The sequence below is a fragment of the Streptomyces erythrochromogenes genome (assembly GCF_036170895.1).
GTDB classification, from domain to species: Bacteria; Actinomycetota; Actinomycetes; order Streptomycetales; family Streptomycetaceae; genus Streptomyces; species Streptomyces erythrochromogenes.
On sequence record NZ_CP108036.1, the window covers coordinates 457,062 to 483,344 of the forward strand.

Consider the following 26,283-nt stretch of genomic DNA (forward strand, 5'->3'; position numbering starts at 1 on the left):
TACGGGGGTACTGGCGGGGGCGGGTGCGGGTGCGGGTGCGGGTGCGGGTGCGGGCGGCCGGTGCGGGCGGGTTCATCCCAGGAACGCCGAGGCGGCCGCCGCGAACCGGTCGGCGTCGTCCAGCCAGGGGTAGTGGCCCGCTCCCCGCTGGACGACGAGCGTGGCGTCGGGGAAGAGCTCCGCGCATGCGGCTACCGACCCGGGCGGGCTGTTCAGGTCGAACTCTCCGGCGAGCAGGAGGACCGGGGCGCTCAGGGCGGCGAGACCCGCGCGGGTGGCCTCCGGATCGAAGGCACCCTCGGCTCCGAAGAGCGCGACGGCCTCCGGGTTGTCGGGGCTGCCCGCCGCGTGGTGACGCCGCGCCTCGGCGTCCCAACGACCGTAGAAGAAGGGGCCGATGGCGTCGCGGTCGCCGCCGCTGCCCGCGATGAGCGCCTCCAGCGCGGCGAAGGCCGCCGGGAACCACGGTTCGTGCGCCCGCAGCCGGGCGAGTTCCCGCCGGGTGTCCCCCGTGATCACCACGCCGACGGCCCGGGTGCCCGGGGTGATCAGGGCGAGCCTGCCGATGCGGTCCGGGTACCGGGCCGCGTACTGCATCGCGGGGTTCGCCCCGGCGGAGTGGCCGAGCAGGTCGATCCGGCCGAGGCCGAGATGCGCCCGCAGGGCCTCGATGTCGTCGACGAGACGGTCACTGCGGTAGGACGAGGTGTCCTGCGGAACCTCGGAGCGGCCGGTGCCGCGCAGGTCCAGGACGATCAGGCGGCGGTGGGCGGACAGGCCGCCGAGGTCGCCGAGGTAGGCGGAGTCCGCGGGGCCTCCCGGGACGCAGACGAGCGGGTCGCCGCTGCCGTGGGTGCGGTAGGCGAGGCGGGTTCCGTCGGGCGCGGTGAACGATGCGGCTGAGGATGCGGATGCGGATGCGGGTGCGGTCATGGGGCGGATCCTGGCATTCATAACCAGGTTGTACAACCGGGTTATGGCAGTGCGGCCCTCCGGGTGTATAACCGAGTCGTGGAAGGAAACGGAGTGCGGCACGGGCCCGGGGCGCTGACCGAGGAACAAGCGGCGCGGATGCTCGCCGGCATGAACGACGTCATCCGTGCGGGCGAGGAGATGCGTCGGCTGCGCACCGAGATGATCAAGCTGTTCGCCGGTTTCGGCTGGACGCAGGACAAGATCGCCCGGATCACGGAGATGAGCCAGCCCGCCGTCTCCAAGCAGATGACGCGGTTCGCGGCCGACGATCCGCTGCCGCGGCTGGGACTCACCCTCGACCAGCGCGACGCCGCATGGCTCGAAGGACGCCTGTGGGCGCTTGCGGAGGAGGTCGCCGAGGCCCTGGACGCAGCGCGCTGCGCCCGCTTCGTCGGCGCCCTCGCCAGGGGACGGAAGCACTTCACGCCCGAGAGCACCGACGAGCTGCGGCGCCTCCTCGAAGCGGACCTGAGGCTCGGCGCCGCCGAACTGCCCGCCGCCTTCCGGGCCGCGTACGACGAGATCAGCCGCGGCCTCGACACCGACCCGAAGACGGCCGCCGCCGGGTCCGGCCCGAAGTCGGACTCGGCCCCGGCCCCGGCGTCGGTGCGCCGGACCGTCGCCCGCCAGCTCCAGCGCGACCGCCTCAGGGGCGAAGCCTGAGCACGAGCGGGCACCCCTCCCCCACCTGAGAGCAAGCGCTCGTGAGCGCTTGCTCTCAGCCGTTCCGCCTTCCTCCGCCACCCGCGCCGGACCGGTGCTTCCCCTGCGTTCGATTCGCCCCTCCCGTCCGGTTGCGGACCGGTGTCCTGCACCGGACGGCCGTCCTGTCAGGCCTGGGCAACGGCGCCCCACGCGGGAGCTGCAGCAACCACAACAACCCGGGCTGCACCTCGCCGGAGCAGGTCAACGCCGCCACGATCAGCGACGTCACCACCCTGCGCAGGGCGAGCACCTGCGCCCTGACCATCACGGGCGGCACCGAGACGGGACACGCTTTCCGGCACCTACAGCCACTGGAACGGATACAAGATCGACTTCAGTCCGACCAGCTGTGTGGGCAACCACATCACCGGCTCCTTCACGAGGATCGCCAACCGCGGCGACGGTGCGGCACGTTACCGGTCCAGTGCGGGCAACGTGTACGCACGTGAGGGCAACCACTGGGACGTCACCTTCTGCGGGGGCAGCGCGGCCTGCACGAAGGCGGCCAGAGCCTGAGCGACGGTCGCGCCGGCGGGGCGGGGCGTGAGCGACGCGCCCCGCCCTGCGGCTCCCCACGGCCCGTCAGCGCTCCGCCAGCACCTCCCGGATCACGTGCCGGGCGTTGCGCGCCATCGTCGGATTCGTCGTGCGGTAGTAGGGCAGGGCGTTCACGGCCTGGGAGAGCGTCCGGCCGCGGCCGCGGATCCAGGTCGCGTCGTCCACGCCGAGCGTCTCGCGGAAGACCCCCCTCGCACCGGCGGGCAGCAGGTTCCACGCCGGGAACAGGTCGCACGCGGGGTCCCCCACCCCCATGCACCCGAAGTCGATGACCGAGGTCAGCCGTCCGCCGTCCACCAGCACGTTGCCCGGCATCAGGTCACCGTGCAGCCAGACCGGCGGCCCGTCCCACCCCGGGGCCCGCAACGCTTCCTCCCATACGGCCGTCAGCGCATCGCAGTCGACGCCCTCCTCCGGAATCAGCCGCAGTTCCGCGATCGCCGCCCGGGTCGGCGCGTCCAGCGCGGCGACGGGCCCGCCACGGTAGGCCTGCGGCGCCCCCGGCAGGGCGATGCCCCGCATCGCCTCCACGAAGGCGGCCAGGTCCCGGGCCAGGCCCAGGGCCTCGGGCTCGCCCAGCGCGCCCGCCTCGGGGTTCGCGCCCGCCAGCCACCGGTAGACCGACCACTGCCACGGATACCCCTCGGCGGGTTCGCCGGCCCCCAGTACCTCCGGAACGGCCGTCGGCAGCCGGGGGGCGAGGCGGGGCAGCCAGTTCCGTTCCGTTGCGATGTCCTCGGCACCGCCTGCGAGCAGGGGCAGCCGTACGACCTTGTCCTCACCCAGCCGGAACATGGCGTTGACCGTGCCGCCGGAAGGGAACCTCTCCACGCGCATCCCCGCCCACTGCGGGAACTGCGCGGCGAGCAGCCGCCGTACGAGGCCTTCGTCGACGGGGTGCTGCCCGGGGTGCATCTGTCCTGTGATCACGACCGCCATCCGACCGCCGAAGACGGCCCCGGTCAAACGGTTTGTTCCGACCGGTCGCGGCCTGCCGACCGGTCGGCAGGCCGCGACGGGCCTGCCGCCGTTGCCCGGCGGGGGTCTTGATCGTTCGCTGGCTGACGGGCCGTCCCGGGTCGTCGGCGCCAGGTACCTCTACGAGTGAGGCGAGTGGTCGGCATGCGAGTTGCCCGCAGGACCGTGCTCCAGGCGGCGTCGATGGGCGCCGCGGCGGCCCTGCTCGGGCGTTCTCCGGCGGACGCCCGCGAGGCCGCGGACGCAGCGGCGCCGGTCAGGCTCCGCTTCACCCGCGCCACCAACGGTGCCGCGACGGCCACCGCGGGCGGGGACCGCGTCGTCGCCGAGGTGCAGAACGTCCTGTGGTCGCTGCCCCCGGACGGTTCGCCCGCGACCGCGCTGACCCCGCCCGACTTGGAGCCCGGGCGGCCGGTCTTCTCCCCCGACGGCCGCCAGGTCGCGATGAGCGCCTACCGCGGGGGCACCTTCCACCTCTGGGTGATGAACGCGGACGGCTCCGGGCTGCGCCGGCTCACCGACGGCCCGTTCGACCACCGGGCACCCGCGTGGTCTCCCGACGGCCGTACCCTCGCCTGCTGTTCCGAGCGTGGTGGCGATCCGGTGGCCGGCAGCCCGTACCGGATCTGGACCGTCCCCGTCACCGGTGGCCCCCCGCGCCGTCTGACGGGCCTGCCCGGGCAGGACGGCCCGGGCCAGGGCGGGGAGTGGGAGGACTTCGATCCGGTGTGGTCCCCGGACGGGTCCCGGGTGCTGTTCGTCCGGGCCACCCCGACCGGGAACGCGCTGACCGCCCGGACCATCGCCTCCGTGTCCGCAGACGCCGACGCCGACGCGGACACGGACGGCAACATCGGCTCCGGCGCCCCCGGCCCGGTACGGGTCGAGCACACCGTCGCCGACGGCCGGCTGATGACGCCCGCGCTCTCCCCGGCGGGGCGCACCGCCTGGCTGTCCGCGGCCCCCGGCCCCCGCAAGGCCGAAACCCTCACCCTGTACGCCGACGGCCGGCCGGTCGCGCTCGACGGCGACCTCGCACCGGCTCCCCCGCGCTGGATCGGCGACGACCGCCTGCTGATCACCCTCGACGGCCGGTTCCGGATCATCCGCCCCCACCGGCACGGCGACGGCCACGAGATCCCCCTCGACGCAACCCTCCACGTGGCCCGCCCCCGCCACCGGGTCAAGGAGTACGCCCTGGAGGCCGAGCGGAGCCGCCCCGTGCGCGGCATCCACCTGCCGGCCCTGTCCCCGGACGGCCGCAGCGTGGCCTTCGCCGCGCTGAACGCGCTGTGGGTAGCCCCCGTCACCGGCGCGGCACCGCGCAAGATCGTCCAGGCTCCCGTCACGGCGTACGTCCAGGGACCGGTGTGGACCCCGGACGGCCGGGCCCTCGTCTACACGGACGACCGCGACGGGCTGAACACCGTGCGCCGCCGCGAGCTCGACGGCGGCCGGGAGAGCGTGCTCGCGCCGGGCGGGCGGGTCTACGGGGTGCTGTCCCCGGACGGCGGACGGCTCGCCGCCCTCGACCTCGCCGGGCGGCTCCTCGTACGCGACCTCGCGACCGGGACGGAGACCCCGCTGGTCCCGGCCCTGGGCGGCGGCGGGCTTCCCGGCCCGCCCAGCTGGTCGCCCGACGGCCGGTACGTGGCCCTGTGCGACCGCAACCGGCTCAGCCGGCGCTTCCGCGAGGGCTACAACCTGATCCGGATCGTCGACACCGCCACCGGCGCCGCCCGCCTGTACGCGCTCGCCCCGCACGCCTCGCTGGCGGACCGCTACGCCTCGGGTCCCGTCTGGTCGCCCGACGGCCGCTTCCTCGCCTGCGTCAGCGAGTCGGCTCTGTGGCTGCTGCCCGTCGGTCCCGACGGCACGCCCGCGGGGCCGGCCCGCCGCCTGACCGACGAGCCCGCCGACCACCCGTCGTGGGCCGGGGATTCCCGCACCCTGCTCTACCAGTCCTGCGCCCGACTGCGCCTGCTCGCCCTCGACGGCTCCGGTGCGCCCGCCGCGGCCCCCCGTACCGTGCGCGTCTCCCTGGACCACCGCCGCCCCGCGCCCGTGGACACCGTCGTGCACGCGGGACTGCTGTGGGACGCCACCGGCTCCCCGCCCCGAGCCGACGTGGACGTCCTGGTCAGCGGCGGTCGGATCACCGCCGTCGAGCCGCACCGGCCGGGCCGCCGGGCCGCCCGCACCGTCGACGTCTCCAGCGGCACGGTCCTGCCCGGTCTGTGGGACTCCCACGTCCATCCGTACCCGTACACCTACGGGGCGCGGCAGGGCGCCCTGCACCTCGCGTACGGCGTCACCACCACGGTCTCGCTGGGCGGTTCGGCCTACGAGCAGGCCCGGCTGCGCGAGGACATCCGCGCCGGGCGGCTCGCCGCCCCCCGGCTGCTGGCCGGCGGCGAGCTCCTCGACGGCTCCCGGGTCGCCTACAGCATGGGGCGCGCCCACCGCACCCGTGCGGGATTCGCCCGCTCGCTGGCCCGGGCCGAGGCCCTGGACTGGGATTTCGTCAAGACGTACGTACGCGCCCCCTACGAGCTGATGGCCGACGCGGCCCGCTTCGCACACGACCGGCTCGGCGTCAAGGCCGGTTCCCACCTGTGCGCCCCCGGCATCCAGTCGGGCCAGGACCTGACCACGCACCTGGTGGCGACCGAGCGCGCCGAGTACGGGCACGGGGCGACCCCGCGGGGGCACACGTACCAGGACACGGTGGAGGTGTACGCGCGCGGTGGTTTCGATCTCATCGCCACCCCGTTCACGGCCCTGCCGCTGCTGGGCGCCGATCCGGCCCTGGCCGCCGACGCCCGCGTGACCGGGCTTATGCCGCCCTGGGACGTGGAGGCCGTCCGGGCCGCGGCCGCGCATCCGCCGAGCGCGGAGCAGAGCGCAGTCCTGGAGCGGGAGGTCGGCGTCTACCGGCGGGTGGTCGAGGAGGGCGGGCGTCTCGCGCTGGGCACCGACGCGCCGCTCACCCCGGTCGGGCTGCACCTGCACCTGTCCCTGCGCGCACTGCACCGGTACGGGATGTCGCCGGCTCAGGCCCTGACCACGGTGACCGTGGCGCCGGCCCGGGTCTTCGGCGTCGCGGACCGGCTCGGCACGGTCGAGCCGGGCCGGATCGCCGATCTCACCCTGGTCGACGGCGACCCCTTCGCCGACTTCGCGGACCTGGTCCGGGTACGCGCGGCCCTTCGCGGCGGTGTCCTGCACGAACGCCCCGTACTGGAGCGTGCCTTCACCCGCTCCGCCGCCCCGGCGGTCGCGTCCGCCGACGACTGGCGGGGAGTGCTGCACCAGATGCTCAGGGACGGCTGCTGCGGCGACCGGGAGGACGGCTTCTAGGGAGCGGCGGCGGTCAGGGCCGGTCGTACCAGGAGAACGCCGCGATGCGCCAGCCCTGCGGGGTGCGGACGAACTGGATGGTCTTGGTGCCGCCGCCCTCGAACGGTTCGCCGTCCAGGACCCCCGACTTGCGGTACTCGCCGAACCGCGACGCGATGTCGCCCGCGATCTCGGTCCGTTCGGAGGTCTCCCACTCGGAGAACTCCACCAGCCGGCCGCCGGCCAGCAGCTCCTGGCGGGGCTCGATGAACTCGTCCACGGTGTAGGCCGTGAACCGCGGGCCGGTCATGACGATGACCGCGCCGGGGAGTGCGAGTCGGCGGATCCGGGCCACGTCGGCGGCCTTGCCGCCCCTGTTGTCGAAGGAACCGAAGAACTCGGCGGTCACCATGTCGATCTCGGCCTTGGACATGCAGGTGACACTAATTCGCCGGGCCCCCGCCCACAATCGCCTTGGGCCCCCAGGGGCTTCTTGTCGGTACGACACCGCTGGCAGCGCAGCCTCTGCTCCTGAGGCGGCTGCGCCCGCAGGGGGGACGGTCAGGCCGCGCTTGCCGTGGTGACCACCAGGGGCGGCCTGGCCCACTCCGCCGACCACGGACGGGCGGCGACGAGGTCCGGGTCGGCGACGGTGAGCGCCTCCTCCACCGACGGCCGGTGCCGGCCGACGTCGCGGAAGCGGGCGCGCTCCAGCAGCTCCGGGTAGAGGCTCACGGGCCACGCGTGGTTGCGCATCTCCTGCCAGGTTCCGTCGGTGCGCCGCAGCCGTACCGTCACCTCGTCGCCCGGCGCGTACACCTCGCCCGGCTCGCCGATCCGCAGCGAGGCGTACTCGGTGCCGCTGCAGGCGGGATCGGTGGTCAGCAGCACGAGCGGGGCGCCCGGCCGCAGGAGCCGGCGGATCTCGCCGAACACACCGAGCAGGGCGTCCTCGGTGGGCAGGGAGGCCAGGACGTGGTTGCACATCACCGCGTCCGCGCAGCCGTCGGGCAGACCCGTCACGCGCCCGTTCTCGACCAGGTGGAAGCCTGCCACCGCGGTCGCCGAGGCGCGGGCCAGCTCCAGCATCTGCGGGGAGGTGTCGGCGCCCAGCACCCGGGCCCCCAGCACGCGGGCCGCGTGGTCGGCCACCTTGCCCGGGCCGCACCCGTAGTCCACCAGGACCTGGCCTGCGCCGATGCGGCCGGCCAGGGCCCGCAGGACGAACGGGTAGCCGAGGAGCCAGTCCGTGGCCGCCTCGACCGCCGCGAAGGCCTGCGCCCCTTCGCGTCCCGACCAGGCGGTGCCGTCGGGGCCGCCACCGCTCGGCCCGGATCCCTGCGACCAGTCGCTCACGGCCCCACTATCGACCCACCGCGGCCGTTCGGCACCCGCACGACACGCCTGCGGGGCTCGTCAGAGGGTGATCCAGTAGCGCCGCTTGGGTCCGATCAGGGTCTCGCGCACGTCCTCCAGTACGCCGCCGCACCGCTCGATGGTGCGGACGGAGCCTTCGTTGCCGGGGTCGCAGGTGAGCAGGACCCGGTCCATCCCGAGGACGCGCGCCTCGTGCAGGACGGCGGACAGGGCCCAGCCGGCCAGGCCCCGCCTGCGGGCCGAGGGCCGGATGCCGTAGCCGATGTGGCCGCCGGCGTCGAGGAGGAAGCCGTTGAGGTAGTGGCGCAGGTCGATGGCGCCCAGGTAGGTGTCGTCCTCGGTGATCCACCAGTACGTGGCGTGGACGCGGCCGTGGTCGACCGGCAGCGAGCGGTCGCCGTACCGGCGCAGCTTCTGCGTCCATGCGGCGAAGCCCTCCGGGCTGTCGACGTCGTCGTCCGAGCCGAGCCCCGCGCCGTCCATGTGGGCATCGGGCCCCCACTCCTGCTGTGCGGCGGTCCAGGATCCGTGCAGGTGGGGGCTGGGGGCGATGAGCTGGGGCATGCCTGGGACCCTAACAGTCGGATCATCCGACCCGTCCGGCCCGGTGGGGGCCCGGGTCCGTCAGCCGGACTTCGGCTCGGACGGCTTGTGACCGGGGTAGACGTTGTCGGGGCTGACGATGCCGGTGATCGCCTCGCCGAAGAGCGTGCTGGGTTCCTGGCCGTCGTGCAGGATGTCGGTGTTGAGGATCACGACCAGGGTCGCCCGGGCCTGCGGGAGGTACACGGCGAGGCTCTCGTAGCCCGGGAGCGAGCCGTTGTGGCCGATCCAGCCCTGGACGTCGAAGAGACCCAGTCCGTAGCCGGCGCCCGGGATGCCGACCGAGGTGGTCTTCAGGCGCTGGGCCTGGGTCGCGGGCGTCAGGAGCGTGCCGGTGGCGAGGGTGCGGGCCCAGCTGCGCAGGTTCTGGAGGTCGGAGATCATCGCGCCGGCCGCCCAGGCCCAGGACGGGTTCCAGTCCGTCGACACCTCGACCTTCCCGGACGCGGTCTGGTCGGTGTAGCCCTGCGCGTGCGGTGCGGGGAACTCGGCGCCGGTGGGGAAGAGGGTGCGGCGCAGTCCCGCCGCCGCCACGACGTCCTCGTCGATGACCTCGGCGAGCGGCCGACCGGTGATCTTCTCGATCACCAGGCCGAGCAGGATCAGGTTGGTGTTGGAGTACTGGAACTTCGCGTCCGGCGCGAACTGCACCGGGTGCTTGAAGGAGTAGTCGAGCAACTCCTGCGGCGTGAAGAGGCGGTCGGGGTCGGTGGTGAACGCCTTGTCGAAGTCCGGGTCCTCGCTGTAGTTGAACAGTCCGCTGCGCATGCCGGCCAGTTCGCGCAGGGTGATGAGCTGGCCGTTCGGCACGCCGGAGATGTAGTCGCCGATGGGGTCGTCGAGGCCGATCTTGCCCTGGTCTACGAGCTGGAGGAGGGCGGTGACCGTGAATGTCTTGGTCAGGCTGCCGATGCGGGTGTTGAGGTCGGTCCGCATGGGCGCGCCGGTCGCTTTGTCGGCCACGCCGAAGGTCTTCACGTAGCTGCCCTTGCCGGGTGCCCACAGCCCCACGATCACGCCGGGCACCTGGGCCTCGCGCATGACCTGTCGTATGGCGGCGTCGAGTTGGACGGCGACGGCCGGGGTGAGCTGTTTGAACTCCCCGCCCGCGTCCGGGGAGGGGGTGGCGGTAACGGACGGTCCGGGGGTGGGCGCCCCGTACGCGGGGGCCGTGACGGCCCCGGTGAGGAGCAGGCCCGCCGCGGCGGTGGCCGCGCAGGCCCGGCGAAGCCGTATGTGCGTCGTTTTCACCAATGCCTCCTGCGGTACGGGGACCAGGGCACGGCATACACGGTCAGGCTAGGCCCGTGGCGCCGCTGCCGCGAGGCGAGCCGTCGCAGGCACCGCTAGGTCCTGTCGTCAAAGTCCCGCCTGGCCCGCGGCGTCCGGCACCGCACCTCATCCCCCGGACTCCGTCCGGGGGGACCCCCAGGTCGTCGGGGCGCCCAAGTACGTCCAGTACTCGGGCGCCCCTCCGCCTTGCGATGCTTCCCCTGGGCCCTGGGCCCTGCGGCCTGGGGAGACCCCATGGCGCCGGACGCCGCGGGCCTGACCGCCGCTACTTCGACGACAGGACCTAGTCCAATGACCGGGCGCGGGCGATGACGAGGGCGACGTCGTCGTGGTCGTCGGGGCGGCGCAGGGAGTCCAGGAGGCGGTCGCAGGTCTCCTCCAGGGGGCGCCCGGTGTCGGCGAGCAGGTCCAGGAGGAGGTCGAGCCGTTCGTCGATGGGCTGGTCACGGGTCTCCACCAGGCCGTCGGTGTAGAGGACCAGTTGGTCGCCGGGAGCCATGGCGACGGTGGTGGCCTCGAAGGGGATGCCGCCCACGCCCAGCGGTGCTCCGGTGGGCAGGTCGAGCAGCCGGGGCGCCTGACCTGCGCGGATGAGCACGGGAGGGAGGTGCCCGGCGACGGCGATGCGGCACTGCGCGCGGTGCGGGTCGTGGACGACGTAGACGCAGGTCGCGATGGTCTCCTCGAGGGCGGCCGTGGTGCGGTCCAGCTGCTGGAGCACCTGCGGCGGGTCGAGGGCGAGTTCGGCGAGGGTCCGGGTCGCCGTGCGCAACTGCCCCATGCTGGCGGCGGCGTTGATGCCGCTGCCCATGACGTCTCCGATGACGAGGACGGTGGTGTCCTCCGGTCCCGCGATGGCGTCGAACCAGTCGCCGCCGATCTCGCTGCTGGCCGCGGCGGGCCGGTAGCGGGAGGCGACCTCCAGGCCGGGCGTGGGCGGCGGGTGGTGGGGCAGGAGGTGGTGCTGGAGCGCGAGGGCGGTGTGGTGGGCGTTGCGGTACCAGCGGGCGTTGTCGATGCACACGGCGGCGCGCGCGGCCAGTTCACCGGCCAGCACGATGTCGTCGTCGTTGAACGGGAGCGGGTTGCGGGTGCGTTTGAGGTCGAGGGCGCCGAGGACCTCGCCGCGCGCGATCAGCGGCACGGCCAGGTAGGAGCGCAGTCCGGCGCGGGTCAGCAGAGAGGCCGCGTTGCTGTCGCGGGCGATCCGGGAGATGTCCCTGGCCTGCACGTGGGCGACGAGGACCGGGTGGCCGGTCGTCACGGACTGGGTGACCAGCCGGTCGGCGGCATAGCGGGCGATGTCCCCCGGGGGGTCCGCGGCGCGGACGGCCTCGCTCGGGTAGGCGGCCGCGACGGCGAGGGCGCGGAACACCGCGGGCTCGTGGGCCGAGGACCTGAGCGTGGGCCGGCCTTCGAGGACCGAGTCGAGGATGTCGACGGCGGCGATGTCGGCGAGCTCGGGCACGACGACGTCCGCGAGCTCGCGCGCGGTCTGGTCGAGGTCCAGGGTGGTGCCGATGCGGACGGTGGCGTCCGCGATCAGGGCGAGGCGGCGGCGGCTGCGGGCGATCTCGAGGGCAGCCTGGTGACTCTGGGTGACGTCGACCACGGAGGTGGCCAGTCCCAGGACCCGCCCGGTGGCGTCCTCCAGCCGGTAGTAGGACACCGACCAGGCGTGTTCGGCGCGGTGCCCGCCGTGGCTGCGGCCGGCGGTGAACTGCTCCAGCAGCGGCGTGCCGGTGGCCAGGACCTGGCGCATCGCCGACTCCGCGGCCTCCGTGTCGTCGAGGAAGGACAGGGCCTCCCGGACGCCCCGGCCGATGTGCTCGGAGGCGGGCAGCCCGTTGATCCGCTCCAGCGTGGGGTTGACCAGGACGTAGCGCAGCTCGGTGTCCAGAACCGCGAGCCCGATCGGGGACTGGGCCACCAGGCGGGCGGACAGGGCGAGGTCCCGCTCCAGCTGCCGCAGTGTCGTGCGGTCGGTCGCGATGCCCAGGGCGTACAGGTCGCCGCGCTCATCCTGCAACCGCATGTTGCGGAACTCCACGAGGCGGGTGCTGCCGTCCTTGTGCCGCACCGGGAAGGCGCCCGCCCAGTCGCCGGCCCCGCCCATGACCCGCGCGAACAGCTCCGTCACCAGCCCCACGTGCTGCGTGTCGGCCAGCAGGCGGGCGCCGGGCTGGCCCAGCGCCTCGGCCGCCGTCCAGCCGAACAGCTGCTCGGCCTGCGGGCTCCACAGCGCGACCCGGCCTTCGGCGTCGAGGACGACGGCCGCCACGTTCAGGACGTCGAGCAGCCCGCTCGGCGGGGCGAGCCCGGCCGCGGCAGGCCGCCTCCCACTGGCTCCCGACCCGTCGATCGCACCCATCGGCGATGCTCCCTTCCGGCACCGTCGGCCCGGCGGCCACCCGCCGTGGCCCGCCCCGGCCCTGTTCGGGGCGGTCCGGAGCGCACGGTTACCTCTCATCGTCCCCCCGAAACCGCCGGGAAGCGTCCGGAGCGGTCCTCACCGGCCCCCGGCCCCAGCCCCGGCCCCCGGGAGCTGTCGGAGGCGGCGGCCCCGACCGCGTAGGCTCGGCGGATGGCGAAATACTTCGACGTGCACCCCGAGAACCCCCAGCGGCGCACCATCGACAACGTGGTCGACATGATCCGCTCGGGCAAGCTCGTCGCGTACCCGACGGACTCCTGCTTCGCGCTGGGATGCCAGCTGGGCAACCGGGACGGCATCAACCGGATCCGCTCGATCCGCAACCTGGACGACCGTCACCACTTCACCCTGGTGTGCCAGAACTTCGCCCAGCTCGGGCAGTTCGTGCAGATCGACAACAACGTGTTCCGGGCCATCAAGGCGGCCACTCCCGGCAGTTACACCTTCATCCTCCCGGCGACCTCGGAGGTGCCGCGCCAACTGCTTCACCCGAAGAAGAAGACCGTCGGCGTCCGGATCCCCGACCACGTGGTCACCCAGGCCCTGCTCGCCGAGCTCGGCGAGCCGCTGCTGTCCAGCACGCTGCTGCTGCCGGACGAGGCGGAGCCGATGACGCAGGGCTGGGAGATCAAGGAGCGTCTCGACCACGAGGTGGACGCCGTACTGGATTCGGGTGACTGCGGCACCGAGCCGACGACGGTCATCGACTTCTCCTCCGGTGACGCAGAGATCGTCCGCCGGGGGGCCGGGGACACCTCACGGTTCGAGTAGCCCGCCCGGCCGCTCAGGGGTCGGTACGCACGTCCGTGTACCGGCCCAGGTACCGGAATCCGCCAGGTTCGGCCCGGTAGAGGTGGGCGAGGGAGTCGCCGGTCAGGGCGCGCGTCCCGGGGTCGAAGCCGACCGTCTTGGCGAGGCCCTCGTACGTCGTACGGAAGATCCTGCGGGACAGTCCCGCCCGGTCGCGCCCCTCCCCCTCCAGCCCGGTCAGGGCGGCGGCCACCAGCCCCACCGCGTCGTACGCCTCGGTGGCCCAGCGGGCGGGCGGTTCGCCGTAGGCTCTCCGGTGGGCCTCGGCGAACTCGGCGGCGGCGGGCACGGCCAGGGGGTCGGTGTACAGGCTGCTGAACACCCAGCCCTCGCCGGCCCGGCCGGCCGCGGCGAGGAAGGCCGGTTCCATGGCGTGCTGGAGGGCCGTGCACGGGCCCCGGAACCCGGCGTCGGCCAGCGCGCGGGCCAGCTCGGCCGCGCGCTCCGGCGAGGTGCCGGCGTAGACGACGCCCTCGGCGCCGGCCCCGGTCAGCGCGCGTACGGTGCCCGCGAAGTCGGAGCCGCCCTCGGGGATGCGGTGGACGCTCACGGTGCCCTGCGCCGGTGGGCTCTGCTGGAGCACCCTGGTGACCTGCCAGGCCGGTGATCCGTTCGCCGCGTCCTCGACGACCGCCGTACGCCGTGAGATCCGCACCTTGGACAGGTAGTGCAGGATCGGGAGGCCGAGGCCCTCGTCGCTCGGGCGGGTGACGCACGCCGTGCGCCACAGCGTCGTGGTGTTCTCGGGGCTGTTCACCGACACCAGCACCAGGGCGAGGTCCGCGGCGAGGCAGGCGCCGGCCAGCTCCGGCAGGGCCGCGTCCCAGGTGGGGCCGGTCACGGCGAGTACGGCGGGGTCGGCGAGCAGTTCCTTGCCGGCCTGCGCAGCGCGCTGCTGGTCACCGCCGTCGTCGGCGACGCGCAGGGCGAGCCGGAAGGCGGCGTCCGACCGGGCGTTGTGGCGGTCCACGGCCAGCCGCATGCCCCGCTCGTGGGCCCGGCCGGTCGTCCGGCCGGGTCCGGTCAGGTCGGCCTGCAGGCCGAGGGTCAGGAGCGGGACGTTCCGGTCGGGGTCGGTCGGCGGGGTCCCGCGGCCGCCCGGCCCCCGTGTGGTGAACCAGGCGATGGGCGCGGCGGCTGCGACCAGGGCTCCCCCGGCCGTGAGCAGCCGCCTGCGGCTGAGTTGCCGGGCGGGCTCGGGGGCGTCGATCCGGGTGGGTTCGGGGGCGGGCAGGTCCAGGGCCCGGGTGGAGCGTTCGGCGATGATCCGGGGCAGCGGGGCGGGCAGCCAGTCCGCGGCCGCCGGGCCCGCACCGCCCGGGTCGGGTCCCAGGAGGGCGGTGAGCTCCCCGAGCGTGGGCCGGTCCGCCGGTTCCTTCAGCAGGCAGTTGTCGACCGCCTCCCGCAACTCCCCGGGCAGCGATCCGAGTTCCGGCTCCTCGTGGACGGTGCGGAAGACCACCGCGGCCGCGTGCCCGCCGCCGAACGGGCCGGTCCCGGTCGCCGCGTACGCCAGGACGCAGCCGAGGGAGAACACGTCGCTCGCCGGTCCCGCGACGGGGCCTGCGGCGCGGGCCAGCTCCGGCGCCAGGTAGCCGGGGGTGCCGACGACCGCGTCGACGGCCGTGAGGGTGGTCGCCCCGGCCGCCCGCGCGATCCCGAAGTCGATCAGGCGGGGCCCGTCCGGGGCCAGCAGGACGTTGCCCGGCTTGACGTCGCGGTGGATCAGCCCGGCCGCGTGCACCTCGGCCAGGGCTTCGGCGAGGCGTGCGCCGAGGATCCGTACGGTCCTGGCGGGCAGCGGTCCGTACCCGCCGACCGCCTCGGCGAGCGAGGGGCCGGGGACGAACGGGGTGGCCAGCCAGGGTTCGCGGGCCTCGGGGTCGGCGGCGACCACCGGCACGACCCAGCGTCCGGTCAGCCCGCCGGCGGCCTGCGCCTCGCGGCGGAACCGTGCCCGGAAGGCGGGGTCCGCGGCGTGGTCGGCGCGGATCACCTTGACGGCGACCAGCACGCCCTCGGGGGAACGGCCCAGGTAGACGGTGCCCATGCCGCCGGAGCCGAGGCGGCTCAGTAGCCGGTTCCCGCCGATCGCGGCCGGATCGGCGGGCAGCAGGGGGCGCATCGGGCGCTATCCGGCCGGGGCTTCGGGAACCGGGGCGACGTAGCGGATCCGGCCGCCTTCCACCTGGTGCAGGAAGTAGGTGTTGCCCTTCACCGTCCGGTCCTGGCCGAAGGAGTACTCCTTGGTCAGGCCGCGGAAGGAGCCTTCCGCGAGGGCCTTCAGCAGCGCGGCGCGGGCCGGGCGGCCGCCGCCGCGGGCCGCGGTGACGAGCCGGTCGATGACCAGGCGTGCCGCGTCGTAGGCCTCCGCCGTCCACACGTCGGGCGCGGCTCCGCCGTACGCGGCCTTGTGCGCGCGGGCCAGCTCGGCGGTCTCGGGGGCCTCGGGGCCGGTGTACGGGGCGACGAACTGCCAGCCCTCGGCGGCAGGGCCCGCGGCGGCGAGGAAATCCGGTCCCATGAGGGTGTAGTCGGCCGCCCGGTGCCCCCGGTAGCCGGCGGCGGCCAGCAGGGTCGCGGTCCTGGCCGCTCGCTGGGGGGTACCGGCATAGAAGAAGGCGTCGACGCCGTGCGCGACCATGTCGGTGACGACCGGGGACAGGTCCTGCGTGCCGCGCGGGACGACCCGCGGGTAGACGGTGGCCCCCGGGACGTAGCCGGCGATGGTGCGGGTGGCGTGCAGCACCGCCTGCCAGCCCTCCACGTCACCGTCCCGGTCGCACAGGACGCCGAGCCTGCTCACTCCCTGCTGCCGGGCCAGCTGGCGGCCCAGGGCCGAGCCCTGGATGAAGGAGATGGGGCAGACCTGGAAGAAGCTGCGCCGGTCGGCGACGCTGAACGCGCTCGCCAGGGCGGAGACGGTGAGCAGGGGCAGCGCCGCCTCGCCGTACAGCTCCAGGCACGGGGTGACCGCGGCGTTCGCGGTCGGGCCGATCACGGCGAGCACGTCCGGGTTGGAGATGAGGCTGCCCGCGGCGGCCGCGGACCGCTCGGCGCCGCCCGCGTCGTCGGCGGTGGCGACGGTGAGCGTGAAGGGTTTGTCCTTGCGGGCGTTGAAGGCGTCGACGGCGAGCCGCACGCCGCGTTCCTGGGCGAGTCCGGCAGCCTTCTGCGGGCCGGAGAGGTCGGCCTGCACGCCGATCACCCAGGGGCGGGGGGCGGCCGCGGGCGTGCCCTTCGGCTTCTCGTCGCGCAACGCCAGCCAGGCGGCCGTGCCGCCGCCGGCCACGAGCACGGCGCCGGCTGCGAAGCCGAGGAGGCGCCTGCGGGACGGCGCCGGGCCGGTGGCGCCCGGCGCGGGGGCCGCCTCAGGGTCGGCGACGGTCTCCTCGATGCCGGGCAGGGCGAGCAGGGCGGCGGCCCGTTCGGCGATGGTGGCGACGACCGGGTCGGGCAGCCAGTCGGTGCCCTCGCCCGGGGTGTCCTCGGTGAGGGCCCCGTCGAGTCCGGCCGCGGTGGGGCGGATGTCGGGGTGCTTGGCTAGGCAGGTCCGCAGCAGGGCGGTCAGTTCGGGGTCGGCGAGGAGCTCCGGTCCGAAGTCGGGCTCGTCGTGGACGGTGCGGTACAGAACGGCCTCGACGGTGCCGGCGCCGAAGGGTAGGCGGCCGGTGGCGGCGTACACGAGGAGGCAGCCGAGGGAGAAGACGTCGCCGGACGGTTCGGCGGGGCGGCCCTCGGCCTGCTCGGGCGGGATGAAGCCCGGGGTGCCGAGTACGGCGTCGGCCGAGGTCAGGGCGGTGTGCTCGCCGCCGCGGGCGATGCCGAAGTCGATGAGCCGGGGCCGGTCCATGCCGAGCAGCACGTTGCCGGGTTTGACGTCGCGGTGGACGAGGCCCTGCGCGTGCATCACCTCAAGGGCCTTGGCCAGGGCCTTGCCGAGGATCCGTACGGCGCGCAGCGGGAGCGGGCCGTGGGCGGAGACGGCCTCGGCCAGGGAGGGGCCGGCGACGAATGAGGTGGCCAGCCACGGCTCCCGGGCGTCGGGGTCGGCTCCGGTGATCCGGACGGCCCACGGGCTGTCGACCTCGGCGGCGATCTCGGCCTCGCGGCGGAACCGGGCCCGGAAGTCGGACTCTTCGGCGTACTCGGCGCGGATGACCTTGACGGCGGCGAGCGCACCGTCGTCGGTGCGGCCGAGGTAGACGACGCCCATGCCGCCGGCGCCGAGCCGTCCGAGGAGGCGGTGGCCGCCGATCCGGGACGGGTCCGAGGGGTGGAGCTGCTCCATCAGCCGGCCGCCTTTCCGAGGGCCTGCTTGGCCTGCGCGATCATGCGGCTGTTGCCCTGTACGACGAGCTGGGTGAGGCTCTCCGTCTCGAAGCCCTCGGCGCCCTTGCCTGCGATGGCAACGGTGACGGGGCCGAACTGCGCCTGGTACCAGAAGTAGGTGTGCGGTCCGCCGTCCGTGTCGCTGACGTACGTGCCCATCTCGCTGAAGGCGTCCTCGCTCCAGTTGTTCATCTGCTCGCCCTGGTACACCGCGTTGCCCAGCAGGCCTTTGAGGTCCTCGCCCTCGCGCAGCTTCTGGTCGGGACAGCGCAGGACCTCTTCCATGGCCCGGGCGGTCTCCCAGCCCGATTCCCCGCGGTCGTGGTGGATCGTCACCGTGGCGTTGAGCCGTACCCGGCCGTGGCCGTCCCCGGCCGGGATCAGGAAGTAGCGGGTGTTCGTGGCGAGTACGTCCGGCGGCAGGTCGGCGGTCTGCCAGACGCACCGTTCGTCGAGGACGGGCCAGCGGCCGGAGCCGCTCTCGAACGGTGCGCCGCGCACGACGCCCGGGCCGAAGGCGTCCTCGGTGATGAGGATCCGGGCGAGGAGTTCCCGGGCCTCGGCAGCCGTCTTCGGCTGCTTGGACTCGTCCAGCTCCGGTACGAGGGAAACGGCCGACGGCGCGGTGGTGGACGCCGACGGCGCCGCGGTGGGCGTCGACGGCGCGGGTGACGCGGCCGGGGCGCGGCTCGTCGCCTCGCCCTTCGCCGTCCCGTCGGCCGTGCACCCGGCCGTCCCTGCCATGAAGAACAAACCTGCCGCCGCGCAGCTGTACGCGCGCAGCGCGACATAGCGTCGTGTCACAAGTACCCCCCAACGGCAGGGATGCTACCCCGCCGCGGCGGCGCGCAACTCACTTATGGGCAACCGTTGTTGGAGGGCGGAATCAGGCCAGCGCGGGGCGGGCCGCCGTCCGGGCGGATGCGTGGCGGGTGAAGCCGATGTGCGGGTGGTGGTCGACCCCGAGCACCTCCTCGACGTCGAGGTCGGGGCGGGTGAAAGACAAACCGGTGGACCGGTATGTATTCACCGAGGGATGGGCATGCTGCAAGGGCTCGCGTTCTCGGGAAGGAGCGATGTGCTCACTCAGGTTCTCGACCGACTCCGACGGCTCCTCGGACGTTCCACCTCCACCACTCCCGAACGTGACGGCGCCAGCCCGGCGAACGCCCGGGCCCCGGTCTTCACGGCGGACTTCGGCTCGACCCGCCAGTGGGTCGCCGGCCGTTCCTGGGCCTATCCGAACGGCGGCCCCACCAACCCCGGCGACAACAAGCTCGACTACCTGGTACCGGACCCCACCTACAGCCGCACCGGAACCTTCCGGGCCGTCCGCCGCCCGGACGGCAAGTGGAACACGGGCCTGCTGACCACCGAGGGCAGCGAAGAAGGGTTCATGGTGCGGACCGGCGACGTACTGGAGTCCCGCGTGCGCATGCCGTCCGAGCTCGGGGCCTGGCCCGCGATCTGGACCTGGCTGGACGGCGACAACGAGATCGACGTCTTCGAGTACCACCCGGACAACCCCGACCTCCTCGAACTGTCCAACCACGTCAAGGGCGGCTCCCGTTACCACCGGGACGCGGCGGTCGGCCACGGCCGGTGGGTGGACCTCAAGGTAGAGTTCGGGTCCCGCTCGGTCGTGTGGTGGGTCAACGGCAAGCAGGTCTTCGCCGACCGGCGCGGGGTGGGGCGGCGCTGGCGCGCGTACCTCATCGTCAACCTCTCGGTGTGCGCGGGCCGCTACCACCCGGCGCCCGAGGCGGGCGTGTCCGAGATGGCGTTCGAAGTGGCCTACCTCCGGGTGATCCGCCCGTAGCCCCTGTGCGGCGACTCCTACGCGGTGGCTCCGTCGGCCGCCGTGGTCGCGCAGCTCTCGTGGCCCCAGCGGCTGCCGTTCTTGGCGATCATGTCGCCGACGGCGTACGGCTTCCCGCAGGGGCAGCTGCCCGGGAACTTGGCCTTGATGGCCCGGCTCCCCCGGCCCGCCGCGGATCCGGCGGACGATCGCTTCTTCGCCGCGGCGGACTTGGGCCGCGCGGGCGCGGCGGGGGCCGGTACGGGCATGTCCGCGTTCCCCAGGGCCGTGCCGTCGGGCTCCTGCCTGAGCGCCGCGTCGCTGGCGGCCTGGTCGGCGATCGCGTTCAGGTGGTCGCCGTCCTCGCGGTGCGCGGGAACGTACCGGAACGTCACGTCGCGGTCGGCCAGCAGCCGGTCGATCTCCTCGACGAGTTCACGGTTCGCGACGGGCTGGCCGGAGGAGGTCTTCCATCCGTTGCGCTTCCAGCCGGGCAGCCACTGCGTGACCGCCTTCATCGCGTACTGCGAATCCATCCGCACCTCGACGGACGTACCGGGCGCCAGCGCCTCCAGCAGCCGCTGGAGCGCGGTCAGCTCCCCGATGTTGTTGGTGGCCCGCCCCAGCGGACCGGCCTCCCAGCGCTCGGGGCGTCCCTCGGCGTCGGCGATGACCCATCCCCATCCGGCGGGCCCGGGGTTACCCTTCGCCGCTCCGTCACAGGCGGCAATGATGCGATCAGACATCCCCCGATCATGCCTCATCCCCGGGGCGGTACGGTCCCCGGCCGGTCAGGAGCCCGGTCCGCCCTCGGCGAGCAGCCCGCACTTGTCGAAGTTCATGCATCCGCAGGCGAGGCAGTCGGCGACGGCGTCGCGCAGCATCTGCGTCTGCCGGATGAACAGGTCCAGTTCGGGGAGCTTGCGCTGAGCGAGGGCGCGCCACTGCCGGGTGGCCCCGCGGTCCGCGTCGGTGTCCAGCAGGGCGCGGATCTCGGCCAGGGTGAAGCCGGCCCGCTGCGCCATCTTGATCAGCGCGATCCGCCGCACGGTGGCGACTGGGTAGACCCGCCGGCCCGCCGCCCGCTCGGCGGACGGCAGCAGGCCGACGCTCTCGTAGTAGCGCAGCGCCGAAGGCCGCATCCCGACCCGCTTCGCGAGCTCCCCGATGCCGAGTCGTCGCACTGATCACTCCCCCTTGACCTCAAGCGTGCTTGAACCAGGAGTCTGACCTGGTGACCTCCGTACGGACAACTCGCCTCCTGCCGCAGGCCTACCGGCCGCTGTTCGCCCATGCCGGGTTCAAACGACTGCTGCCCGCCCTGGCGGCCTCCGATCTCGGGGACGGGATGAGCGTGGTCGCGGTGGCGTGGCTGGCCATCGAGATCGCGCCGCCCGGCCGCTCGGGCCTGCTCCTGGGTGCCGCGCTCGCCGCGTACTCCCTTCCCGGCGCCCTCGGCGCGCTGCTCTTCGGCCGGTGGCTGCGCCGGCTCCCTCCGGCGCGGCTGCTGGCGGCCGACAGCCGGATCCGCGCGGTGCTCCTCGGCTGCGTGCCCCTGGCCTGGGCCGCGGGGGTGCTGCACCCGGTGCTGTACGTGGCCCTGCTGGCGGGTTCGTCGGTACTGCACGCCTGGGGCAACGCGGGGCGGTATGCGCTGGTCGCGCAGATGCTCCCGCGGGAACAGCGGCTGGCGGCCAACGCCCTGCTCTCGTCGAGCGTCTCCGCCTCGATCGTCATCGGGCCGGCCCTGGCCGGGTTCCTGGCCATGGTGGTCAGCCCCGCCTGGCTGATCGGTCTCGACGCCCTGTCCTTCGCCGTGCTCGCCGCACTGGTGGTCAGGGTCCGGGCCGCGGACGGGAAGGCGGAGACGGAGACGGAGGGGGCGCCGCAGGCGGGCGCCGACCGGCCCTCCGCCGGTCTGCGGTTGTTGCGCAAGCAGCCCGAACTCCTCGGCGTCCTCGCGCTGACCTGGTTCTTCAACTTCCTGTACGGACCGGCGGAGGTCGCGCTGCCGTTGCACGTCACCGACGACCTGCACGCCGGGGCCGGTCTTCTCGGGCTGTACTGGGCGCTGTTCGGCGCGGGCGCCGTGCTGGGCGGGCTGGCCGCCGGCGCCCTGCGGAGGTTCCCGCTCTGGCCGGTCACCCTCGGGATCGTCGCGGGCTGGGGGATCGCCCTCGTCCCCTTCGGGCTGGGCGCGCCCGCGCCCGTCACCCTGGCCTGCTTCACCCTGGGCGGTCTGGTCTACGGTCCGTTCACCGCACTGTCCTACACCCTGTTCCAGGAACGCACCCCGGCCGCCTGGCTGACGACGGTCCTCGCGGCCCGCAGCGCGGCCCTCCTCACCGCGGGGCCGGTGGGCACGGCGCTCGGCGGACCGCTGATCGCGCTGATGGGACCCCGCCGGGTGCTGGCGGCATCGGGGATCGCCACGATCGCACTCGCCGCCGTCGGGGCGGCGGTCCGGATCCGCAGCGCGCGCCGGTCGGCCTCCCGGCCCGGGCGGTCGAACGGGTCAGGGCCGTGCGGCGCTGCCGCACGGCCCTGATCGCCCCTCCCCCGGTCGACCCCGGTGGAGGAAACGGTTCTCCGGAGCCCGGGCCCCAGCCCGGACAGGCCGGGGATCAGGCGGGGGTGATGTTCTCCGCCTGCGGGCCCTTCTGGCCCTGCGTGATGTCGAAGGTCACGGCCTGACCCTCCTGGAGCTCACGGTAGCCCGTGGCGTTGATCGCCGAGTAGTGGGCGAAGACGTCCGGGCCGCCACCGTCCTGGGCGATGAAGCCGAAGCCCTTCTCGGAGTTGAACCACTTCACGGTTCCCGTAGCCATGTTCATGCCTTCCCGTTGACGTACGTCCTCCACACGGCGTGGAGGACGGAGGTGATCGCCCTGGTCCTACGGCACAACACAGCAAAACTGCCCACACCTGAAGGCGCGGGCAAGGCACTTGGAACCACGACAGCTACCGGAGAAGGTACACGCCTGCACGCACTGTCACCAGGGGGAATGATCACGCCTGTGCGGCGGGAATTCGCCCTTGTACGGACTTGCCGGGCGGCCCCGCCGAAAATGCGTCGAGTGCGGTCCCCCGGATGCCGTAGGGTGAGGTCCACCGACGCGGGGTGGAGCAGCTCGGTAGCTCGCTGGGCTCATAACCCAGAGGTCGCAGGTTCAAATCCTGTCCCCGCTACTGCTCGGAAGGGCCCGGATCCTTGTGGATCCGGGCCCTTTCGCCGTTCCGGGCGGACACCGCGCTCCCGGCCGGCGGTCCCGGTCCCCCTCTCCCGCCGGGCCCTGCCCGCTCTCGTGGCGCCGCCCTCCCCGCCGCGGCCGACGCGACGATGGGCGGGCCGGCCGCCATGTGACCGCAGTCACAGGAATTCCTGTCGTCCCGTGTCGACCGGATGCGGTGCGCCGGGCGTATGCCCGGTGAGAGGGACACATGGATTCGGGAGCGATTTTTGACCGTCGAGGAGTTCGAAGCGTTCTACGCACAAGCGGCGGGAAGGCTCACAGGACAGCTGTACGTGATGCTCGGTGATCATCACGAGGCACAGGACGTGGTGCAGGAGGCCTTCGTCCGGGGGTGGGGGCGCCGGCGCCAGCTGGACCGCGACGGCCGGCCGGAAGCCTGGATCCGCACCGTCGCGTGGCGGCTCGCGGTCAGCCGCTGGCGCGTGCGCCGGCGTTCCGCCGACGCCTGGCGGCGCAGCGCTCCCCCGCCGCACGTCGAGGGGCCCGGGCCCGAGGCGGTGGCCCTCGTCGAGGCGCTGCGGCAACTTCCGCTGAAGCAGCGCCGCACGATGGCGCTGCACTACCTGTGCGACCTGACCGTCGAGCAGATCGCCGTCGAGACCTCGCTGTCCGCGAGCACCGTCAAGACACACCTCTCCCGCGGCCGGGCCGCGCTCTCACGCCAGCTGCAGGATCCGCGCACCGAGGAGGCTCCCGATGCCTGAGTCCCACGACCCGCTGCGGTCGGCCTTCCGCGCCGCGGCCTCCGCCGGGCAGTCCGCGACCATGCTCCCGCCCGTCTCCGTGATCGAGCAGCACGGCGAACGGGTCCGGCGGCGCCGCATCGCGGGCATCGCCGCCGCCTGCTGTCTGCTGCTCGGCGGATCCGGCGCGGCGCTGGCCGCGTTCCTGCCGCAGGACTCCGGACGCCCGACGCTCCCGGCGACCACCCCCTCTCCCGTGCCGCCGGCCGACCTGCCGACCTCCCTGCCGACCTCCGTGCCGCCGTCCGCGCCTCCGTCCGCGCAGAGCACCGCGTCGTCGCGGACCGCGCCCACCGCGACCGCGGGGGTGGGCGGCCCCGACCCCACGTCGACGATGAGCGCCCGCCCGCCCCAGGGATCGACGTACCCCGGAGCGCCCACCGCCACCACACAGCCGCCTCGATAGCGGGGTGTCCCGCGGATCGGGCCTGATCCGCGGGACACCTCCCCGGCCGGGCGCCCGGCACCCGCCGCCCGCCCGCCCCGCGTCCACCACAGCCCACACCGCCGCCTGCGGACACCGGCCCGGAAACCCGGCCCGGCGGTCCCGCACACCCTCAGACGGCCAGGAGATCCCCTATGTCCGTTTCAGCCCCGCACCGCCCGGCCGAGGCCCCCCGCTCGCGGCCCGCCCCTCCGGGCCGTCCTGCGACCTCCCGTCCCCGCCCCTGCCTTCGGGCCCCGCGGTGGCTCGGGCCGGCCGACCGGGAGGTGCTGTGGCTCTACCTGCTGACCCGTGTCGGCATCTGGGCCACCGCGGGCGCCGTCGGCTGGCTGTTCCCCTCCGACGGCGAGAGCCGCCGGCCCGCGTCGCTGCTCGCACCCTGGGAGCGCTGGGACTGGGCGTTCTACTTCCGCATAGCCAGGGACGGCTACTTCCCTGACGCGACGGGACCCTGGACGGTCGGCTGGGACAACAGGGAGGCCTTCCTGCCCGGTTTCCCCCTCGCCCTGCGCGCCGTGCACACGGTCGTCCCCTCCTGGGCCGCGTCCGGAGCGCTGATCTCCTTCGTCGCGGGAGGCGTCGCCGTCCTGGCCCTGGCCCGCATCGCCCGCGACCGGCTGGGCGACGCCGACGCCGGCCGGCATGCGGTGACGTTCCTGCTGGTCTCGCCCTGCGCCGTCTTCCTCGCCGCCGGCTACACCGAGTCGCTCTTCCTCGCGCTGGCCCTGCCCGCCTGGCTGGCGGCGCAGCGCCAGAGCTGGGCCACCGCCTCGATCCTGGCCTGCCTGGCCTGCTCGGTACGGGTCACCGGGCTCTTCCTCGCCGCCGCGCTGGCCCTCCACTTCCTCCTGACCGCACGGACCCGCTCCGCCCGGCGGGCGGCCCCCTGGCTGTTCCTGCCGGCCCTCCCCCCGCTGCTCCACAGCTGGTACCTGCACGCGTACACCGGGGACTGGATGGCCTGGAAGCACTCCCAGGAGCGGGGCTGGTACCGGGAGTTCCACCTGCCGTGGGAGGCCTGGTCCAACACCTGGACGGCCGCCTTCGGGCACACCCAGCCCACGGGCTACGCGTTCATGTGGCAGGCGGAGCTCCTGGCCATGGTGGCCGGCGTCGTCCTCCTGGCCGTGCTGGTACGGGGCCGGCGCTGGCCGGAGGCCCTGTACATCGCCCTCACCCTGTGGGCCCTGGGCACCTCCTACTGGTACACCTCCGTGCCCCGCTCCACGCTGCTGTGGTGGCCGCTGTGGATCGCCCTGGCCGGCTGGAGCCTGCGCCGCCCGCGGGTGCGCAGCGCCTACCTGTACGTCGTCGGCCCGCTGTGCACCACGGTGGCCATCACCTTCCTCACCGGACGCTGGGCCGGATAGGGCGTGTCCCGGCGGGCCGAACGGGCCCCCGGCCGGTCGCCGGGCGCGCATACTCGGAGGATGGCCGACACCACCACCGTCGAGGTCGACACCGACGTGCGCGACCGGCTCGCCGTGCTCGCCGCCGACCGCGGACTGAGCCTGCGCGCGTACCTCGCCGAACTCACCGCCGCCCAGGAGAACGCGACCGCGCTGGCGCGCGCCGCCCGGGCCTTCGAGGACGCGCTGGAACGCCCCGGCTTCCGCGAAGGCTTCGCGCGCGACTTCGGCGGCCTCACAACCCGCGACTGACCCGGCCGGCCCGGCCCCGACACCCGGGTGGCCGCGCCGGCGAGCCGGTCCGCCGGAACGTCCCTAGGCTCGGAGAAGGACCGCTTCGAGCGCTGGAGGACGGCTGTCATGACCGATGCGAGCGAGGCGCGGCAGGCCGACCGCACCCTGAAGGCCAAGCACCGTGCGATGTGGGCGCTGGGCGACTACCCGTCCGTCGCGTCCCATGTCGTCTCCCCGCTGGGGCCCCTGCTCGTGAAGGAGTGCGGGATCCAGATCGGCGACCGGGTCCTCGACATCGCGGCGGGCTCCGGCAACGCCGCCATCCCGGCCGCGCTGGCCGGGGCGGACGTCGTGGCGTCCGACCTGACCCCCGAACTGCTGGAGGTCGGGCGGAACCTGGCCGCCGTGCAGGGCGCGCAGCTGGAGTGGCGGGAGGCGGACGCCGAGGACCTGCCCTTCGCGGACGGCGAGTTCGACGTCGTCATGTCCTGCATCGGCATCATGTTCGCTCCCCACCACCGCACCGCCGCCGACGAGATGCTCCGCGTGTGCCGGGCCGGCGGGACGGTCGGGCTGCTCAGCTGGACCCCCGAGGGGTTCGTCGGCCGGCTGTTCGCCGCGATGAAGCCGTACGCCCCGCCGCCCCCGCCCGGTGTGCAGCCGCCGCCGCTGTGGGGCAGCGAGGAGTACGTCCACGAGCTGCTCGGCGACGCGGTCACCGATGTCGTCGCCCGTCGCCAGAAGGTCGCCGTGACCCTCTTCAAGGAGCCGTCGGACTTCCGGGAGTTCTTCAAGGCCTGCTACGGGCCGACCATCGCCGTGTACCGCGCGGTGGGCGACGATCAGGAGAAGGTCGCGGCCCTGGACGCGGCGCTCGACGCACTCGCCGCCGAGCACACGACGGACGGCGTCATGGAGTGGGGGTACCTGCTGCTGACCGCACACCGCCGGGGCTGACGCCACCGTCTCGACCGGCCGGCCGGCCGGCCGATGAGT

The 26,283-nt window shown here is 74.0% G+C and carries 24 protein-coding genes, 1 tRNA gene and 1 pseudogene; 12 read left to right on the top strand and 14 right to left on the bottom strand.

The features are described from left to right. Positions 1 to 72: 72 nt before the first annotated feature. Positions 73 to 933, bottom strand: coding sequence for an alpha/beta fold hydrolase (locus OHA91_RS02250; RefSeq protein ID WP_328738444.1), 861 nt, complete (start codon positions 931 to 933; stop codon positions 73 to 75). Positions 934 to 1,011: 78 nt separating this feature from the next. Between OHA91_RS02250 and OHA91_RS02255 the strand changes: the two genes are divergently transcribed. Together OHA91_RS02255 and OHA91_RS02260 are read left to right on the top strand one after the other, a co-directional pair. Further along, entirely contained in the window at positions 1,012 to 1,638 is a 627-nt protein-coding gene (locus tag OHA91_RS02255; protein ID WP_328738445.1) for a sigma-70 family RNA polymerase sigma factor, read from the top strand. A 41-nt stretch (positions 1,639 to 1,679) separates the two neighbouring features. Next, positions 1,680 to 2,196 (top strand): annotated as a pseudogene (locus OHA91_RS02260) (hypothetical protein). A 66-nt stretch (positions 2,197 to 2,262) separates the two neighbouring features. Here OHA91_RS02260 and OHA91_RS02265 read toward each other — a convergent pair. Continuing rightward, the gene (locus OHA91_RS02265; RefSeq protein ID WP_328741058.1) at positions 2,263 to 3,153 is read right to left on the bottom strand and encodes an aminoglycoside phosphotransferase family protein; all 891 of its coding nucleotides are present in this window, start codon (positions 3,151 to 3,153) and stop codon (positions 2,263 to 2,265) included. Between the two features lie 207 nt (positions 3,154 to 3,360). On the opposite strand from OHA91_RS02265, the gene OHA91_RS02270 reads away from it, so the two are divergent. Beyond that, entirely contained in the window at positions 3,361 to 6,576 is a 3,216-nt protein-coding gene (locus OHA91_RS02270; RefSeq protein ID WP_328738446.1) for an amidohydrolase family protein, read from the top strand. Between the two features lie 13 nt (positions 6,577 to 6,589). Here the strand turns inward: OHA91_RS02270 and OHA91_RS02275 are convergent, their stop codons facing one another. The 5 genes from OHA91_RS02275 to OHA91_RS02295 form a co-directional block, all read right to left on the bottom strand. Then, complete coding sequence (locus tag OHA91_RS02275; RefSeq protein ID WP_266496137.1) at positions 6,590 to 6,988, bottom strand: Cif family virulence factor; 399 nt, start codon at positions 6,986 to 6,988, stop codon at positions 6,590 to 6,592. Positions 6,989 to 7,116: 128 nt separating this feature from the next. After that, positions 7,117 to 7,911, bottom strand: coding sequence for a class I SAM-dependent methyltransferase (locus OHA91_RS02280; protein WP_328738447.1), 795 nt, complete (start codon positions 7,909 to 7,911; stop codon positions 7,117 to 7,119). Positions 7,912 to 7,971: 60 nt separating this feature from the next. Beyond that, complete coding sequence (locus OHA91_RS02285; protein WP_266496134.1) at positions 7,972 to 8,496, bottom strand: GNAT family N-acetyltransferase; 525 nt, start codon at positions 8,494 to 8,496, stop codon at positions 7,972 to 7,974. A 60-nt stretch (positions 8,497 to 8,556) separates the two neighbouring features. After that, positions 8,557 to 9,786 carry a serine hydrolase domain-containing protein gene (locus OHA91_RS02290; RefSeq protein WP_266496132.1) on the bottom strand — a complete coding sequence of 410 codons (1,230 nt, stop codon included), beginning with the start codon at positions 9,784 to 9,786 and terminating at the stop codon, positions 8,557 to 8,559. Positions 9,787 to 10,111: 325 nt separating this feature from the next. After that, positions 10,112 to 12,199: a SpoIIE family protein phosphatase gene (locus OHA91_RS02295; RefSeq protein ID WP_266496129.1), complete on the bottom strand. Its 2,088-nt coding sequence runs from the start codon at positions 12,197 to 12,199 to the stop codon at positions 10,112 to 10,114. 213 nt (positions 12,200 to 12,412) lie between these two features. Here OHA91_RS02295 and OHA91_RS02300 point away from each other — a divergent pair, with 213 nt between their 5' ends. Further along, positions 12,413 to 13,033, top strand: a complete 621-nt coding sequence (locus OHA91_RS02300; RefSeq protein WP_266496127.1) for an L-threonylcarbamoyladenylate synthase — start codon at positions 12,413 to 12,415, stop codon at positions 13,031 to 13,033. Positions 13,034 to 13,046: 13 nt separating this feature from the next. Here the strand turns inward: OHA91_RS02300 and OHA91_RS02305 are convergent, their stop codons facing one another. The 4 genes from OHA91_RS02305 to OHA91_RS02320 all read right to left on the bottom strand — a co-directional run bounded on the left by OHA91_RS02305 (position 13,047) and on the right by OHA91_RS02320 (position 18,434). Beyond that, positions 13,047 to 15,197, bottom strand: a complete 2,151-nt coding sequence (locus OHA91_RS02305) for a bifunctional serine/threonine-protein kinase/ABC transporter substrate-binding protein (protein WP_328738448.1) — start codon at positions 15,195 to 15,197, stop codon at positions 13,047 to 13,049. A gap of 6 nt (positions 15,198 to 15,203) precedes the next feature. Then, positions 15,204 to 17,363: a bifunctional serine/threonine-protein kinase/ABC transporter substrate-binding protein gene (locus OHA91_RS02310; protein WP_266496122.1), complete on the bottom strand. Its 2,160-nt coding sequence runs from the start codon at positions 17,361 to 17,363 to the stop codon at positions 15,204 to 15,206. Beyond that, complete coding sequence (locus tag OHA91_RS02315; RefSeq protein WP_266496120.1) at positions 17,363 to 18,148, bottom strand: hypothetical protein; 786 nt, start codon at positions 18,146 to 18,148, stop codon at positions 17,363 to 17,365. The genes OHA91_RS02310 and OHA91_RS02315 overlap by 1 nt, the downstream gene beginning before the upstream one ends. A 142-nt stretch (positions 18,149 to 18,290) precedes the next feature. Then, entirely contained in the window at positions 18,291 to 18,434 is a 144-nt protein-coding gene (locus OHA91_RS02320) for a hypothetical protein (RefSeq protein ID WP_266496117.1), read from the bottom strand. A gap of 48 nt (positions 18,435 to 18,482) precedes the next feature. Here OHA91_RS02320 and OHA91_RS02325 point away from each other — a divergent pair, with 48 nt between their 5' ends. Then, complete coding sequence (locus tag OHA91_RS02325; protein ID WP_266496115.1) at positions 18,483 to 19,223, top strand: LamG domain-containing protein; 741 nt, start codon at positions 18,483 to 18,485, stop codon at positions 19,221 to 19,223. A 17-nt stretch (positions 19,224 to 19,240) separates the two neighbouring features. On the opposite strand, the gene OHA91_RS02330 is transcribed toward OHA91_RS02325, so the two are convergent. Both OHA91_RS02330 and OHA91_RS02335 read right to left on the bottom strand, forming a co-directional pair. Beyond that, positions 19,241 to 19,948, bottom strand: a complete 708-nt coding sequence (locus OHA91_RS02330; protein ID WP_266496113.1) for a ribonuclease H family protein — start codon at positions 19,946 to 19,948, stop codon at positions 19,241 to 19,243. Positions 19,949 to 19,993: 45 nt separating this feature from the next. Beyond that, positions 19,994 to 20,386: a MerR family transcriptional regulator gene (locus OHA91_RS02335; RefSeq protein WP_266496110.1), complete on the bottom strand. Its 393-nt coding sequence runs from the start codon at positions 20,384 to 20,386 to the stop codon at positions 19,994 to 19,996. A gap of 50 nt (positions 20,387 to 20,436) precedes the next feature. Between OHA91_RS02335 and OHA91_RS02340 the strand changes: the two genes are divergently transcribed. Next, entirely contained in the window at positions 20,437 to 21,750 is a 1,314-nt protein-coding gene (locus OHA91_RS02340; RefSeq protein ID WP_266496107.1) for an MFS transporter, read from the top strand. 76 nt (positions 21,751 to 21,826) lie between these two features. Here OHA91_RS02340 and OHA91_RS02345 read toward each other — a convergent pair whose 3' ends face one another. Then, positions 21,827 to 22,030, bottom strand: a complete 204-nt coding sequence (locus OHA91_RS02345) for a cold-shock protein (protein WP_030036890.1) — start codon at positions 22,028 to 22,030, stop codon at positions 21,827 to 21,829. 287 nt (positions 22,031 to 22,317) lie between these two features. Here OHA91_RS02345 and OHA91_RS02350 point away from each other — a divergent pair. The 6 genes from OHA91_RS02350 to OHA91_RS02375 all read left to right on the top strand — a co-directional run bounded on the left by OHA91_RS02350 (position 22,318) and on the right by OHA91_RS02375 (position 26,244). Beyond that, positions 22,318 to 22,391 (top strand) — tRNA-Met (locus OHA91_RS02350). Between the two features lie 271 nt (positions 22,392 to 22,662). After that, entirely contained in the window at positions 22,663 to 23,160 is a 498-nt protein-coding gene (locus OHA91_RS02355; RefSeq protein ID WP_266496094.1) for a SigE family RNA polymerase sigma factor, read from the top strand. Next, entirely contained in the window at positions 23,153 to 23,605 is a 453-nt protein-coding gene (locus OHA91_RS02360; RefSeq protein WP_266496091.1) for a hypothetical protein, read from the top strand. The genes OHA91_RS02355 and OHA91_RS02360 overlap by 8 nt, the downstream gene beginning before the upstream one ends. 173 nt (positions 23,606 to 23,778) lie before the next feature. After that, positions 23,779 to 25,014, top strand: a complete 1,236-nt coding sequence (locus tag OHA91_RS02365) for a mannosyltransferase family protein (RefSeq protein WP_328738449.1) — start codon at positions 23,779 to 23,781, stop codon at positions 25,012 to 25,014. A gap of 60 nt (positions 25,015 to 25,074) precedes the next feature. Next, positions 25,075 to 25,305, top strand: a complete 231-nt coding sequence (locus tag OHA91_RS02370) for an antitoxin MazE7 (RefSeq protein WP_328738450.1) — start codon at positions 25,075 to 25,077, stop codon at positions 25,303 to 25,305. Between the two features lie 108 nt (positions 25,306 to 25,413). Next, entirely contained in the window at positions 25,414 to 26,244 is an 831-nt protein-coding gene (locus OHA91_RS02375) for a class I SAM-dependent methyltransferase (RefSeq protein WP_328738451.1), read from the top strand. Positions 26,245 to 26,283 lie beyond the last annotated feature (39 nt).